12 protein-coding genes are annotated in these 15011 nt (G+C 73.0%); 5 read left to right on the top strand and 7 right to left on the bottom strand.

The window, feature by feature from the left end; genetic code table 11:
* Window positions 1-61: 61 nt before the first annotated feature.
* Window positions 62-2593: a serine/threonine protein kinase gene (locus IE109_RS11480; RefSeq protein ID WP_229890896.1), complete on the bottom strand. Its 2532-nt coding sequence runs from the start codon at window positions 2591-2593 to the stop codon at window positions 62-64.
* Between the two features lie 316 nt (window positions 2594-2909).
* Here IE109_RS11480 and IE109_RS11475 point away from each other — a divergent pair, with 316 nt between their 5' ends.
* Entirely contained in the window at window positions 2910-4115 is a 1206-nt protein-coding gene (locus IE109_RS11475; RefSeq protein WP_189550689.1) for a serine hydrolase domain-containing protein, read from the top strand.
* A 24-nt stretch (window positions 4116-4139) separates the two neighbouring features.
* On the opposite strand, the gene IE109_RS11470 is transcribed toward IE109_RS11475, so the two are convergent.
* A complete protein-coding gene (locus IE109_RS11470) occupies window positions 4140-5846 on the bottom strand; it encodes a glycerol-3-phosphate dehydrogenase/oxidase (protein WP_189550688.1) in 1707 nt (568 codons plus the stop codon).
* 256 nt (window positions 5847-6102) lie between these two features.
* On the opposite strand from IE109_RS11470, the gene IE109_RS11465 reads away from it, so the two are divergent.
* Window positions 6103-7344 carry a nucleotide sugar dehydrogenase gene (locus IE109_RS11465; RefSeq protein ID WP_189550687.1) on the top strand — a complete coding sequence of 414 codons (1242 nt, stop codon included), beginning with the start codon at window positions 6103-6105 and terminating at the stop codon, window positions 7342-7344.
* A 147-nt stretch (window positions 7345-7491) separates the two neighbouring features.
* Complete coding sequence (locus IE109_RS11460) at window positions 7492-7983, top strand: hypothetical protein (RefSeq protein ID WP_189550686.1); 492 nt, start codon at window positions 7492-7494, stop codon at window positions 7981-7983.
* An 88-nt stretch (window positions 7984-8071) separates the two neighbouring features.
* On the opposite strand, the gene IE109_RS11455 is transcribed toward IE109_RS11460, so the two are convergent.
* The 4 genes from IE109_RS11455 to IE109_RS11440 all read right to left on the bottom strand — a co-directional run bounded on the left by IE109_RS11455 (window position 8072) and on the right by IE109_RS11440 (window position 12479).
* Complete coding sequence (locus IE109_RS11455; RefSeq protein ID WP_189550685.1) at window positions 8072-9196, bottom strand: GuaB3 family IMP dehydrogenase-related protein; 1125 nt, start codon at window positions 9194-9196, stop codon at window positions 8072-8074.
* 105 nt (window positions 9197-9301) lie between these two features.
* Window positions 9302-10804 carry an IMP dehydrogenase gene (gene guaB, locus IE109_RS11450; protein WP_189550684.1) on the bottom strand — a complete coding sequence of 501 codons (1503 nt, stop codon included), beginning with the start codon at window positions 10802-10804 and terminating at the stop codon, window positions 9302-9304.
* 242 nt (window positions 10805-11046) lie between these two features.
* Entirely contained in the window at window positions 11047-11634 is a 588-nt protein-coding gene (locus IE109_RS11445; protein WP_064069910.1) for a sigma-70 family RNA polymerase sigma factor, read from the bottom strand.
* Window positions 11635-11867: 233 nt separating this feature from the next.
* A complete protein-coding gene (locus IE109_RS11440; protein WP_003948568.1) occupies window positions 11868-12479 on the bottom strand; it encodes a response regulator transcription factor in 612 nt (203 codons plus the stop codon).
* A 389-nt stretch (window positions 12480-12868) separates the two neighbouring features.
* Here IE109_RS11440 and IE109_RS11435 point away from each other — a divergent pair, with 389 nt between their 5' ends.
* Complete coding sequence (locus IE109_RS11435; RefSeq protein ID WP_189550683.1) at window positions 12869-13189, top strand: WhiB family transcriptional regulator; 321 nt, start codon at window positions 12869-12871, stop codon at window positions 13187-13189.
* A 142-nt stretch (window positions 13190-13331) separates the two neighbouring features.
* Here IE109_RS11435 and IE109_RS11430 read toward each other — a convergent pair whose 3' ends face one another.
* Window positions 13332-14225 (bottom strand): LysR family transcriptional regulator, encoded by an 894-nt coding sequence (locus tag IE109_RS11430; RefSeq protein WP_189550682.1) that lies wholly within the window; start codon window positions 14223-14225, stop codon window positions 13332-13334.
* An 80-nt stretch (window positions 14226-14305) separates the two neighbouring features.
* Between IE109_RS11430 and IE109_RS11425 the strand changes: the two genes are divergently transcribed.
* Entirely contained in the window at window positions 14306-14974 is a 669-nt protein-coding gene (locus tag IE109_RS11425; RefSeq protein ID WP_189550681.1) for an MOSC domain-containing protein, read from the top strand.
* The last annotated feature ends 37 nt before the right edge of the window (window positions 14975-15011 follow it).

Here is a 15011-nt window from a genome sequence, read left to right as displayed (position 1 = left end):
GCAGTTGTCCGCCCGTTCGGGCCGCGTACGGCTCACGGGCTCTCACGATACGTCTCCCCGGTCAGTCCTTGGGGCTGAATGTCGCGAACGCCGTGTCCCGCAGCGTCCGGCACTCCTGGCCGTCCCACTCGGCGGCCTTGCAGGTGATCATGATGGCGTAGCCGTGCCCCGCGTCGACCTTGAAGCCCCGGTTGAGCACCCGCACGCGCTCCCCCTTCTGCTCGCGCTCGAACTGCCAGTCGGCGACCGTCGGATAACCCTTGTAGTCGACCTTCTCGATCCCATGATGCCGGTAGCCACTGACACTGGCCCTGAGACCGGCCAGCGCGGCCGTCCACGCGGCCACGGCGTCGTCCTTCGGGCTGTCCGTGAAGTCCACCTGGACGCGCGGGAAGCCGCCGCCGCGGCTGTATATGGCACCCGAGCCCTGACCCGCCTCGCCGGTCATCCGGAAGTCCGACGGCATGGCCATGGAGAAGTGGAACCGGTCGTTGGTGACCACGGTGTACCCGGCCGGCGGCTGCGCCCCTCCGGACCCCTTCGAGGGCCCGCCGGACGGCGTCGTGCCGCCGGTGCCCGCACCGCCGGTGCCGGGCTGCTCGCCGCCCTGCCCCTGGTTCTGCCCCTTGTCCTGCTGCTCCTGGCCCTGTTCGCCGTCGGGGCGGCCGTCGTTGCCGCCGGTGGCGCCCTGGGCCGCCGCACCGGCCGACGCCGTCCGGTCGGTCCCGGGCGTGGCCCCGCCCTTGGCGCCCGGCTCGTCGTCACCGCTCAGCACGACGGCGAGGACGGTGGCGAGGACCGCGAGCACGACGACGACCGCGATGATCACGAGCGTACGGCGCGGCACCACGTCCGTGAGCGGCGCCCGCGCGGGGGCCACGGGCGCGGACCGCTCGGCGGTCTGCGGCCCGGACGCCGGTTCCGCCTTGGCGAAAGCCGCCGCGTTGCGCACCGAACGCAGCGCGCCGCGCATCCGCTCCGCCGCGACGTCGTCCTCCTCCTTCGGCCGGGTGGCCGCCTCCTCGCCGGGCAGCGGCAGCAGGGGGACGATGCGCGTGGTCTCCGGCGACGGCTCGGCCGCCGGCACCGCGGGCGCGTGGATCACGTCGCTCAGCAGGACCCGGGCGCCCGCGTCGTCGAGGCGCTTGGCCGGGTCCTTGTGGAGCAGGCCGTAAATGACCTCCTCCAGGGGGCCCGCGTTCTTCGGCGGGTCGAGCTGCTCGGTCATCACGGCGGTCAGCGTCGCGATGGCGGAGCCCTTGTCGTACGGCGGACAGCCCTCCACGCACGCGTAGAGCAGGCCGCCGAGCGACCACATGTCCGCCGCCGGGCCGGGCTTGTGGCCACGGGCCCGCTCGGGCGAGATGTAGGAGGGCGCCCCGACGAGCATGCCCGTCGACGTGATGGACGGGTCGCCCTCGACCTGCGCGATGCCGAAGTCGGTGAGCACGACCCGGCCGTCGTCCGCGATGAGGACGTTGGACGGCTTCACGTCACGGTGCAGGATGCCTTCGCGGTGCGCGGAGCGCAGGACGTCCAGGATGGCGAGACCGACCTCGGCCGCGCGCCGGGGCGTGAGGACGCCGTCCTCCCGGATGGCGTCGGCGAGCGACTTGCCCTCGATCAGCTCCATGACGATCCAGGGACGGTCGTCCTCGTCGACGACGTCGTAGACGGTCACGGCGCCGTTGTTGCGGATCCGGGCGATGGCCTTGGCCTCGCGGAGGGTGCGCGTGATGAGGCGGCGCTTCTCGTCCTCGTCGATGCTGCTGGGGAAGCGCAGTTCCTTGACGGCGACGGTGCGTCCGAGCGTCTCGTCCACGGCGCGCCACACGGTGCCCATGCCGCCACGGCCCAGTACGCCGCCGAGCCGGTAGCGTCCCGCCAGCAGCCGTCCCTCGGCGGCGGACCGCACGGCTGACGTCGTGTCGGGCCGCCCGGTGCCGCGCCCGCCGGCCGGTGCCGTCTTGCCGCCCTTCGGCTCCCTGGCACCCTTGGGCTCCGCGCCCGCGCCTGCCCTGGCCGCCTGCGACTCCCCGGCCCTGTCCGGCTCCGGTCGGCGCTCCGGCTTCTGGACCTCTCCGGCGGCCTCCGGGCCCGGGGACGTCTCCGGGGCCCGTGCCTGCTCCGGGGCGCTCGGCACCTTCGGGCCGCGCGGGTCCCCGGCGTCGTCGGCCGCGCCGGTGCGCGCCGCCGGGACCGAACGCCCGGCACCCGCCGAGGGCGTCCCGCCCGACGCCTCGTCACCGGCGCTCACCACGCCCGGCCGATCCGCGTCTTGATCCGCGTCCCGATCCGCGTCCGGGCCGGCGTCTCCGCCGGCTCCGCGGCCGGCGTCGCGCTTCCCGTCCGTGCTTCCGCTCAGCCGGTCAGCACCGCCCGCCGGTTCCGCCGACTTGCCCGGGCGGTCACCGGCCCCGGCGGCCTCAGCGCCCTTGTCCGGCCCGTCCGGCCCGTCGGACCGGTCCGGCCGGTCCGACCTGGGCGCGGGAACGGAACCACCCGTCCCCGCCGCGGGCGTTGCGCCCGCGTCCGTGCCCGAGGGGTCGCCGGACCCGTCGGCCGCCTCGGGCCGGCCGGCGCCCAGCTTCATCGTCGCGTCCTTGGCCTGCCCGGTTCCCGACGTGGCGGGTGCGTCCCCGGCCGATTCGGCGCGCGGTTCCGTGTCCGGCCCGTCCGCCCCGACGCCCGGCTTCGCCGCGTCCCGCTGAGGTTCCCGAGCCGCGTTCCGCGACTGCTCCGCTCCCGACATGCGTCCCCTCTGCGATCCCTGATCCTCGCCCGCGCCTGCCGCTTCCGCGCGATGCGGTAACCCGCCCTGGAAGAGCGTCCATTGTCTCTCACTCCGGGACCGGTGGCTCTCCCGGGTCCTTTGTCCGTCAGGATGGCTCCCGAAGAAGGGACCCACCATGCCACTGTTCCGCGCCCGGCTGGCCGTTCCGCTGGTCACCGCCTTGCTCGGGCTGGGCGCCGGCCCCTTGCCGGGGGGACCCTCCCCCTCCCCTCCCCCCGCCCCTCCCTCCCCCGTCCTGTCCCGGCTCGTCACCGAGGGCCGCGCCCCGGCGGCGGCGATGCTGTCCGCCTCGCCCGCCGCGTCGCGGTTCCGGGCGGCGGGTCCCGGTATCCGGCGCGCCGACCGCTTCCGCGCGGGCAGCGTCACCAAGACGTTCGTGGCGACGATCGTCCTCCAACTCGCCGCCGAGGGACGGCTCCGCCTCGACGACCCGGTCGGCCGCCACCTGCCCGGTGTCGTCCCCGGCCCGGCGGGCCGGCGTGTCACGCTGCGGGCGCTGCTCACCCACACCAGCGGCCTGCCCGAGTACACCGTCGCCGACGGCGCCCTGGCGTCACCCGGGCGCACGGCGTCCCCGGCGGCCACGGCTGCGTCCCCCGGGCGCACCACCGCGCGGGGGGCGGTCCGCCGCGCGCTGGCCCGCCAGCCAAGCCCCCTCGGCCGCTACGCGTACGCGAACACCAACTACGTCCTGCTGGGCCTGGTCATCGAGCGGGTGACCGGCCGCCCCTACGCGGCGGAGGCGAAGCGGCGCATCATCAGGCCCCTGCGGCTGCGCGGCACTTCGTTCCCGGGTGCCCGCACCACACTGCCCCCGCCGCACGGCCGGGCGTACGACGCGGCCGGCCGGGACGTCACCGCGCTCGATCCGCGTACCGCCGACGCGGCGGGCGAACTGATCAGCACCCTGGACGATCTGAACCGCTTCTACGCCGCCCTCCTCTCCGGGCGGCTCCTGCCCGCGGCCCGGCTCCGCGAGCTGCTCGACACCCGTACCGCGCGCGGGATCTACGGCATGGGCATCTACCCGGTCCGGCTCTCCTGCGGCACCACGGTGTGGGGCCACAACGGCCGCATCACGGGCAGTTACGTCCGCTCCGCCACGACCGGCGACGGCCGGCACACCATCACTTTCCGCGTCAATACGGACGGCACCGCGGGCCGGTCCCTCCGCGTTCTCGAACCGGCGATGCTGGAGGCCGAGTTCTGCCGCGACGACGCCTCACGCGAGGGCCCGCGCGGCGGCGCGCGCCCCGGCCCGGAGCACCGCGGGCCCTCCGTCCCCGTCGCCCGGTACGGCGCGGCCGGGCCCCGCCCGTGAGAGGGGGCCCGCCACCGTCCCCGCCTACAGCGGCACGATGTCCGGCGCGCCCAGCCGCGCCGCGTCGGCCGTCAGGTCGTCCGGCTGCCGCTGCGACTCCCGCTCCGCCTCGACCCGCTTCTCGTAGTGCTCCACCTCCCGCTCGATCTGCCCTTCGTCCCAGCCCAGTACGGGCGCCATCAGCTCCGCGCACTCCCGGGCGCTGCGCGTCCCCCGGTCGAACGTCTCGATGGAGATCCGGGTCCGCCGGGTGAGGACGTCGTCCAGGTGCCGGGCCCCCTCGTGCGACGCGGCGTAGACGACCTCCGCCCGCAGGTAGTCCTCGGCGCCGCCCAGGGGTTCGCCCAGCTTCGGGTCGGCGGCGATCAGCTCCAGCACCTCCTCCGCCATGGAGCCGTACCGGTTCAGCAGGTGCTCCACACGCGCCACGTGGAGTCCCGCCCGGGCGGCGGTCCTCGCGCGCGCGTTCCACAGCGCCCGGTACCCCTCGGCGCCCAGCAGCGGGACGTCCTCGGTGACGCAGGCCGCTACCCGCATGTCGAGGGCGTGCACCGCCTCGTCCACCGCGTCCTTGGCCATCACCCGGTACGTCGTGTACTTGCCGCCCGCGACGACGACGAGTCCCGGCACCGGGTGGGCCACGGTGTGCTCGCGGGACAACTTGCTCGTCGCGTCGGACTCGCCGGCCAGCAGGGGCCTCAGGCCGGCGTAGACACCCTGGACGTCGTCCCGGGTGAGCGGGACCGCGAGCACGCTGTTCACGTGTCGCAGGAGGTAGTCGATGTCGGCGCTGGACGCCGCCGGGTGGGCCTTGTCCAGGTCCCAGTCGGTGTCGGTGGTGCCCACGATCCAGTGGCGGCCCCACGGGATGACGAACAGGACCGACTTCTCGGTGCGCAGGATGAGGCCGGTGGTGGAGTGGATCCGGTCCTTGGGCACGACCAGGTGGATGCCCTTGGACGCGCGGACGTGGAACTGCCCCCTCTCCCCGATGAGCGCCTGGGTGTCGTCCGTCCACACTCCGGTGGCGTTGACGATCTGCTTGGCGCGGACCTCGTACTCGCCGCCGGCCTCCACGTCCTGCACCCGGGCGCCGACCACCCGCTCGCCCTCCCGGAGGAAGCCGATCACGCGGGCCCGGCTGGCGACGTGCGCGCCGTAGCTCGCGGCGGTGCGGACGAGGGTGGCCACGAAACGCGCGTCGTCCATCTGCGCGTCGTAGTACTGCAGCGCCCCGACCAGCGCGTCCTTCTTCAGCGCGGGCGCCACCCTCAGTGCCCGGCGCCGTGACAGGTGCCGGTGCACCGGGAGGCCGCGCCCGTGTCCGGACGAGAGGGACATGGCGTCGTACAGCGCCACGCCGGAGCCTGCGTAGAACCGCTCCCAGCCCTTGTGCTGGAGCGGGTAGAGGAACGGCACCGGTTTGACCAGGTGCGGGGCGAGGCGCTCCAGCAGCAGCCCGCGCTCCTTCAGCGCTTCCCGTACGAGCGCGAAGTCCAGCATCTCCAGATAGCGCAGCCCGCCGTGGATGAGCTTGCTCGACCGGCTGGAGGTGCCCGACGCCCAGTCGCGTGCCTCCACCAGTCCGGTCGCCAGTCCGCGCGTCGCCGCGTCGAGAGCCGTCCCGGCGCCGACCACCCCGGCGCCCACGACCAGCACGTCCAGTTCACGATCGGCCATGGCCGCCAGCGCCTGTGCGCGCTCGGCGGGTCCCAGTGTCGCTGTCCTCACCGCTGCCTCCCGTCGCCCCCGTGTGGTCCGCGTGTGGTCCGCGTGTGACCCCCGTGTGGTCGGGCTCACAGAGTCGATTCTGTCCCGGTCCCCCGACTTCAGCCACCGCCTGTGGACAACACTCGGCCGAACCACGGCTCGCAATGCCGCATAACGGTCATATTTACGCCTAGTCTGACATTGCGCTGCGCTCGTTCTGTCCACAGGACTTGCGTCTCTCGTCCACACCGGCTACTGGGAAGGACGGCATCACCCCATGCCCGCAGACCTCGCCGTCATCGGCCTCGGCCACCTCGGACTGCCCCTCGCCCAAGCCGCCACAGCCGCCGGGATCGACACCATCGGCTACGACACCGACCCGCGCCCCGTGGCGGAACTGGCGGCCGGCCGTCCCCCGGTCGACGGCTCCCTCACCGCCTCGGAGATCCGCCGGATGCTCTCGGGGGGCTTCCGGCCGACCACCAACCCCACCGAACTCGGCCGGGTCCGTACCGCCGTCATCTGCGCCCCCACCCCCCTCGGCGCGGACCGCACACCGGACCTGGCCGCCGTCACCGGGGCGGCGCGGGCGCTGGCCGCCCGACTTCGGCCCAACACCACGGTCCTGCTGGAATCCCCGGTCCACCCCGGCACCACCGAGGACGTCCTGCGCCCGCTGCTGGAAGAGGGCTCGGGGCTCAGGGCCGGCCGCGACTTCCACCTCGCGTACTCCCCCGGCCGCCTCGACCCGGGCAACCGCGCCCACGGCTTCGCGCACACACCCAGGGTCATCGGCGGCCTCACCCCCGCCTGCACCGAATCGGCCGCCGCCTTCTACGGCCGCCTCACCGACAAGGTGGTACGCGCCCGGGGCACCCGCGAGGCCGAGACCGTCAAGGTGCTGGAAACCAACTTCCGCCACGTCAACATCGCGCTGGTCAACGAGATGGCGGTGCTCTGCCACGAACTGGGCGTCGACCTGTGGGACGTCATCCGGTGCGCCGAGACCAAGCCCTTCGGCTTCCAGGCCTTCCGCCCCGGCCCCGGGGTCGGCGGCCACGGTGTCCCCGTCGACACCATCGGCCCGTACCGGCCGCTGCGCCTGGTCGAACTCGCCGGGCAGGTCAACGAACGCATGCCGCAGTACGTCATCCAGCGCTGCGCCACGCTTCTCAACGAGCACGGCAAGTCCGCGCGCGGCGCCCGCGTCCTGCTGCTCGGGGTCACCTACAAGCCGGACCTGGCCGACCAGGAGGGCTCGCCCGCGGCGGAGATCGGCCGCCGCCTGATGGACATGGGCGCGGTCGTCAGCTACCACGACCCCTACGTGGCCGACTGGCGCGTGCGCGACCTGCCCGTCCCCCGGGCGGACTCCCTGTACGAGGCGGCGGCCGCGGCCGATCTGACGGTCCTGCTCCAGCACCACCGCACCTATGACCTCCAGGGCCTGGCCGTGAAGGCCCAGCTCCTGCTGGACACCCGCGGGGTCACCCCGGCGGGAGCCGCCCACCGGCTGTGACCCCCGGCGTCGCCCCGGTTTGGGCGGAGGGGAAACGGGCGCGCGGTTGTCGGACGGGCCTGTTAGTCTCCGGGCCTCTACTTAACACAGCCCTTATGTGCCCAGGTGCGCGAGGCGCTGTGCCGTTTTCAGGGGGGATTTCCCAGCATGAGCCAGCCCGTTCCGCCGCCGCCCGGCAACCCCTTCGCCGGTGGCCCCGCCGCCCCGTTCCCGCCCGCGCCCGCCCCGGCCCCCGCGCGGGACAACGTCGCGCTGGGCCTGGTGGCCGCGCTCGTGGCCGCCCTGGTCGCCGCCGTCGCGTACGGCGCGATAGGCGGCGCCATCGAGCGCGAGATCGGCTACGCGGCGATCGGCGTCGGCTTCCTCGTCGGCTTCGCCGCCGCCAAGGCCGGTGGCCGCAACCCGGCCCTGCCGGTGATCGCCGCGGTCCTGTCGATCGGCGCCGTCTACCTCGGCCAGCTGGTCGCGGTCGCGGTCGTCATCAGCAACACCCTCGGCGGCTCCGCGCCCGAGATCCTCATGGAGGACTTCGGTTCGCTGACCGACCTGTGGAAGGAGACCGCCGACGCCATGTCGTACGTCTTCCTCGCCATCGGCGCCGTCGCGGCCTTCGGTGGCGCCAAGAAGGCCAACGACTGACCGGCCGCCACGCACGCGTGAGGGCCCGCACCGTGGTCGGTGCGGGCCCTCGTCCGTGGATCAGGGGTGGAACGGCGCGGGTCGGCGGTCAGCGCTTGTGCTGGGCGTCCGCGACCGTGACCTCGACGCGCTGGAACTCCTTGAGCTCGCTGTAGCCCGTCGTCGCCATCGCGCGGCGCAGCGCGCCGAAGAAGTTCATCGAACCGTCGGGCGAGTGCGAGGGCCCGGCCAGGATCTCCTCCGTGGTGCCGACGATGCCGAGGTCGACCAGCTTGCCGCGCGGCACGTCCTCGTGGACCGCCTCCATGCCCCAGTGGTGGCCCTTGCCCGGCGCGTCGGTCGCCCGCGCGAGCGGGGAGCCGATCATCACCGAGTCGGCGCCGCAGGCGATCGCCTTGGGCAGGTCGCCGGACCAGCCCACGCCGCCGTCCGCGATGACGTGGACGTACCGGCCGCCGGACTCGTCCATGTAGTCCCGGCGCGCGGCCGCGACGTCCGCGACGGCGGTCGCCATCGGGACCTGGATGCCCAGCACGTTGCGGGTGGTGTGCGCGGCGCCGCCGCCGAAGCCGACCAGGACACCCGCCGCGCCGGTGCGCATCAGGTGCAGGGCGGCGGTGTACGTGGCGCAGCCGCCGACGATCACGGGGACGTCGAGCTCGTAGATGAACTGCTTGAGGTTCAGCGGCTCGGCCGCGCCGGAGACGTGCTCGGCGGAGACCGTCGTGCCGCGGATGACGAAGATGTCCACACCGGCGTCGACGACGGCCTTGGAGAACTGGGCGGTGCGCTGCGGCGAGAGCGCCGCCGCGGTGACCACGCCCGAGTCGCGCACCTCCTTGATGCGCTGCCCGATCAGCTCCTCCTGGATCGGGGCCGCGTAGATCTCCTGCAGACGGCGGGTGGCGTTCGCCTCGTCCAGCTCGGCGATCTCGTCGAGCAGCGGCTGCGGGTCCTCGTAGCGGGTCCACAGACCCTCGAGGTTCAGCACGCCGAGGCCGCCCAGCTGGCCGATGCGGATCGCGGTCTGCGGCGAGACCACCGAGTCCATGGGAGCGGCCAGGAACGGCAGCTCGAAGCGGTAGGCGTCGATCTGCCAGGCGATCGAGACCTCCTTCGGGTCCCGGGTGCGCCGGCTCGGTACGACGGCGATGTCGTCGAACGCGTACGCCCTGCGGCCGCGCTTGCCGCGCCCGATCTCGATCTCAGTCACGATGTGTGGCCTTTCCCTCTACGTCTGCGCCTACCAGTATCCCCGACACGCGCGTGGGGGGCGGTTCCGGCCGGATGCCGGGACCGCCCCCCATGCGCGGGTGCGCTACTTCCTGCTGTAGTTCGGCGCCTCGACCGTCATCTGGATGTCGTGCGGGTGGCTCTCCTTGAGGCCCGCCGAGGTGATCCGGACGAACCGGCCGCGGTCCTGGAGCTCCGGGACGGTGCGCCCGCCGACGTAGAACATCGACTGGCGCAGGCCGCCGACGAGCTGGTGGACGACCGCGGAGAGCGGGCCGCGGAAGGGCACCTGGCCCTCGATGCCCTCGGGCACCAGCTTCTCGTCGGAGGCGACGCCCTCCTGGAAGTACCGGTCCTTGGAGAAGGACCGCTGCTCGCCGCGGGACTGCATGGCGCCGAGGGAGCCCATGCCGCGGTACGACTTGAACTGCTTGCCGTTGATGAACATCAGCTCGCCCGGCGACTCCTCGCAGCCCGCGAGCAGCGAACCGAGCATCACCGTGTCGGCACCGGCGACCAGGGCCTTGGCGATGTCGCCGGAGTACTGGAGGCCGCCGTCGCCGATGACCGGGACACCGGCCGCCTTGGCGGCGAGGGATGCCTCGTAGATCGCGGTGACCTGCGGGACGCCGATGCCGGCGACCACGCGGGTGGTGCAGATGGAGCCGGGGCCGACGCCGACCTTGATGCCGTCGACACCGGCGTCGATCAGCGCCTGCGCGCCGTCACGGGTGGCGACGTTGCCGCCGATGACGTCCACCGAGGAGTTCGACTTGATCTTGGCGACCATCTCGCCGACCAGCCGGGAGTGGCCGTGCGCGGTGTCGACGACGATGAAGTCGACGCCCGCCTCGATCAGCGCCTGGGCGCGCTCGAAGGCGTCGCCCGCGACACCGACCGCGGCGCCGACGAGGAGGCGGCCCTCCTTGTCCTTCGCCGCGTTCGGGTACTTCTCCGCCTTGACGAAGTCCTTGACGGTGATGAGGCCCTTGAGGATGCCCGCGTCGTCGACGAGCGGCAGCTTCTCGATCTTGTGGCGGCGCAGCAGCTCCATGGCGTCGACGCCGGAGATGCCGACCTTGCCGGTGACGAGCGGCATGGGCGTCATGACGTCGCGCACCTGCTGGGCGCGGTCGGTCTCGAAGGCCATGTCGCGGTTGGTGACGATGCCCAGGAGCTTGCCCGCCTGGTCGGTGACGGGGACGCCGCTGATGCGGAACTTGCCGCAGATGGCGTCGGCCTCGGCGAGCGTCGCGTCCGGGTGGACGGTGATCGGGTCGGTCACCATGCCGGACTCGGAGCGCTTGACCAGGTCGACCTGGTTGGCCTGGTCGGCGATCGACAGGTTGCGGTGCAGCACGCCGACGCCGCCCTGCCGGGCCATGGCGATGGCCATGCGGGCCTCGGTGACCTTGTCCATGGCGGCGGACAGCAGCGGGATGTTCACCCGTACGTTCTTGGAGATGTACGAGGAAGTGTCGATCTGGTCGGGCGCCATGTCGGACGCGCCCGGCAGCAGCAGCACGTCGTCGTAGGTCAGCCCGAGTGTCGCGAATTTCTCGGGCACTCCGTCGACGTTGGCAGTCATGACACCTTCCCCAAATGGCCTTGATCGGTGCGGATGTCCATGCTAACGGCCTTCGGCCGTGTCTCATTCCACGAGCAAGATCACCCGGAAGGTTTGGACGTTCACACGTACGGCCGCGCGACACACGGCCGGACGGGTCCCGCGCGCATAGGCCCACCCGGGGGAGGCACCGCGCGCGGTACGGGCCCGGTCAGGCGCCGTCGGGTGCGGTCAGGCGCCGTCGGGCGCGGTTCCGGTGTGGCTCACTGTTCGGCGAGCGCCCGCAGCCGGCTGAGCGCCCGGTGCTGCGCCACGCGCACGGCCCCCGGGGACATGCCCAGCATCTGGCCGGTCTCCTCGGCGGTCAGGCCCACCGCGACCCGCAGCACCAGCAGCTCCCGCTGGTTCTCGGGGAGGTTGGCGAGCAGGCGCTTGGCCCACTCGGCGTCGTCGCTGAGCAGGGCCCGCTCCTCGGGGCCGAGGGAGTCGTCGGGCCGCTCGGGCATCTCGTCGGAGGGCACCGCGGTGGAGCCCGGGTGTCGCATGGCGGCGCGCTGGAGATCGGCGACCTTGTGGCCGGCGATGGCGAAGACGAACGCCTCGAAGGGGCGCCCGGTGTCCTTGTAGCGCGGCAGCGCCATGAGGACCGCGACGCAGACCTCCTGGGCGAGGTCCTCGACGAAGTGTCGCGCGTCCCCGGGCAGCCGGTTCAGCCGCGTACGGCAGTAGCGCAGGGCGAGGGGGTGGACGTGGGCCAGGAGGTCGTGCGTGGCCTGCTCGTCGCCGTCGACCGCACGGTGTACGAGTGCACCGATGGCCCCGTGGGCATGGGCCGCCTCGTCGTCGCGCATCGGTCCATGGTGCCTTGACGGTGGCTCGTCCGCGGCACCGCGTCCACTGTTGTGCACCGAAGCGTTATGAGCAGGTGCGCCGGACGTCATCTCCTGCGCCCTCCCCTCCCGCTCGATCGACTCGTCCCCGAGGAACTCCACCCTTCAAGGATGCGGCATCGGACCGGAAACGGATATCGGGCCTGCGCCGCCCCGTCCGCCGGGCGGCGGACGGGGATCGGTACGGTCACGCGCTAGCGCACCAGGCCCCAGCGGAAACCGAGCGCGACCGCGTGCGCCCGGTCCGATGCGCCCAGCTTCTTGAACAGCCTCCTGGCGTGCGTCTTCACGGTGTCCTCGGAGAGGAAGAGCTCCCGGCCGATCTCCGCGTTGGAGCGGCCGTGGCTCATGCCCTCCAGCACCTGGATCTCACGCGCCGTGAGGGTGGGGGCGGCGCCCATCTCGGCCGAGCGCAGCCGGCGCGGGGCGAGCCGCCAGGTCGGGTCGGCGAGGGCCTGGGTGACCGTGGCCCGCAGCTCGGCGCGCGAGGCGTCCTTGTGCAGGTAGCCACGGGCACCGGCGGCGACGGCGAGCGCCACGCCGTCCAGGTCCTCGGCGACGGTGAGCATGATGATGCGGGCGCCGGGGTCCGCGGAGAGCAGCCGGCGGACGGTCTCCACGCCGCCCAGACCGGGCATGCGCACGTCCATAAGAATCAGGTCCGAGCGGTCCGCGCCCCAGCGGCGGAGGACTTCCTCGCCGTTGGCCGCGGTCGTCACACGCTCGACGCCGGGCACCGTCGCGACGGCACGGCGGAGCGCTTCTCGGGCAAGCGGGGAGTCGTCGCAGACGAGGACGGATGTCATGGCCGTCCTCCGCAGCTGATGCGCGTCACCTTGAGCCTCCAGGCTGGTTACGAATCGTCACCTGTGCGGTTGACGCCCCCGGACATCTGCCCGAGCGCTTGTTCCTTCAACCGCTCCGCACTCTCAACGACGGTCACTCGAAAGAGTTACGGGTCCGCCCCACCTCTTCGGCACTCTACGTGAGGGAGCGCGTACGGAGGAGAGCGACGCAGGTCACCGTCACTTCACCCAGAGCTATGCCCCATTTAGCGGCTTTTCCTTCACTTTGTCGATGTCTGTAGCTAGATTCGCAATGAGTCATATTTACATCTACTTAGACAGTAGTTGTACGGTCGGGGCTGTATCAGCTCACTCACCCGCTCAGTACCGGAACCAAGGGGACATGCGCCATGGCAGATTTCTCCCGCCTTCCCGGACCCAATGCCGACCTGTGGGACTGGCAGCTGCTCGCGGCCTGCCGGGGGGTCGACAGTTCGCTCTTCTTCCACCCCGAGGGGGAGCGCGGCGCGGCGCGGAGTGCGCGCGAGAACTCGGCGAAAGAGGTCTGCATGCGGTGCCCGGTCCGCGCGGAGTGCGCGGCCCACGCACTGGCCGTGCGGGAGCCCTACGGCGTATGGGGCGGCCTCACCGAGGACGAGCGCGAGGAACTCATGGGACGGGCTCGCAACCGTCTGGTCACGGCGTCGTCGGGCACTGCGGCCCGCACCTGAAGGAACGATTCTGCAACGCCCCCGCCTCGCGGTACGGGGCTCCGTCGGTGTGCGCGGTCCCCTGCGGCGGGGCTTTGTGGAGGCGGGCCCGGTGCGGGCCGCTGCGACGGCGGCCTGCGGGCGGGCGCGGTGCGACGGCGGCCTAGACCAGCGCCGCCGCGCGCGTGAGCTGGTCGAGGGTGGCGGCGACCGCCGGGACCTTGGCCAGGTCCGGGAGGGTGAGGGCGACGATCTCCCGCTCGACGGCCGGTTCCACCACCACCGTCCTGGAGCCCCTGGGACGTACCGAACGGATCGCGAGCTCGGGCAGCACCGCGACCCCCAGACCAGCGCCGACCAGGCCGATGACCGCCGGGTAGTCGTCCGTCGCGAAGTCGATGCGGGGGGTGAACCCCGCCCCCTCGCACACGTCCACGAGCTGGCGGCGGCAGCGGGGGCAGCCCGCGATCCAGGACTCCTCGGCCAGTTCCCCGATGGCCACGGCCTCGGCGTCCGCGAGGCGGTGGCCCTCGGGGACGAGGCCGACCAGGCGGTCGGCGAGCAGCGGCCGGACGACGAGGTCGTCCCACTCCGCGGCGGCCGGGCGGTAGCGGAAGGCGAGCGCCACGTCGCAGTCGCCGTCGCGCAGCATCTCCACCGAGCGGGGCGGCTCGGCCTCGACGAGCGACACCCGGGTGCCGGGGTGGGCGGCGCGCAGTGCGGCGAGGGCGCTGGGGACCAGGGTGGAACTGCCGCTGGGGAAGGAGACCAGCCGGACGCGGCCGGCCCGCAGGCCCGCGATGGCGGCGATCTCCTCCTCGGCGGCGGTGAGGCCCGCAAGAATGCCGGAGGCGTGGCGCACGAGCGCCTCACCGGCCTGCGTCAGGCGCATCTCCCGGCCCGTGCGCACCAGCAGGGGCGTGCCCGCGGAGGATTCGAGCGCCTTCATCTGCTGGCTGACGGCGGGCTGGGTGCAGCCCAGTTCCCGTGCGGCCGCGGAGAAGGAGCCGGTGGTGGCGACGGCGCGCAGAACGCGCAGGTGGCGGGCTTCGATCACGCCTCGAATATAAGCCTCACTTGGAGCGGGGGCGAATTATTGCCTGGCCGCTTTGAGGCGCGGGGGTCTAGCGTGTCGCCATGCGAGTTCTCACCGTCAATCTGGGGCGGCCGAAGGCCGTGGAGTACACCGACGCGCCGAGCGGCACGACGGGCATCGACAAGCGGCCGGCCGGCGGTCCGGTGCGGGTCGCCGACCCCGGCCGCAAGGGCGAGGGCGCGAGCGGCCTGGCCGGGGACACGGTGTGCGACCTGCGCCACCACGGCGGGACGCACCAGGCGGTGTACGCGTACGCCCGCGAGGACCTGGACCACTGGGAGGCCGAGCTGGGGCGGCCACTGGCCAACGGAGCCTTCGGGGAGAACCTCACCACCACGGGGCTGGACGTCAACGCCGCCCTCATCGGGGAGCGGTGGCGGATCGGGGGGTCGGTGGTGCTGGAGGTGGCGTCCGGGCGCGTTCCGTGCCGTACGTTCGCCGACTGGCTGGGCGAGCGGGGCTGGGTGAAGCGGTTCACCGAGCGGGCCGCGCCGGGGCCGTACCTCCGGGTCCTCGAGCCCGGGGAGATCAGCGCGGGCGACGCGATAGAGGTGGTGCACCGTCCGGACCACGACGTGACGGTCGAGTTGGTCTTCCGGGCGTACATGGGCCGGCGTGAACTGCTGCCGCGCACGCTGGCGGCGGGCGACGCGCTGGACCCGGAGCTGCGCGAGGCGGCGCTGAAGTACGCGGCGGGTCGGCCTTCCTGACGGCACTTCCCACTCCTGTCGGCACTTCTCCCGGCGC

Origin of the sequence: Streptomyces lavendofoliae (genome assembly GCF_014649735.1) — a bacterium.
Lineage (GTDB): Bacteria > Actinomycetota > Actinomycetes > Streptomycetales > Streptomycetaceae > Streptomyces > Streptomyces lavendofoliae.
This window is presented reverse-complemented; position numbering and strand designations above follow the sequence as displayed.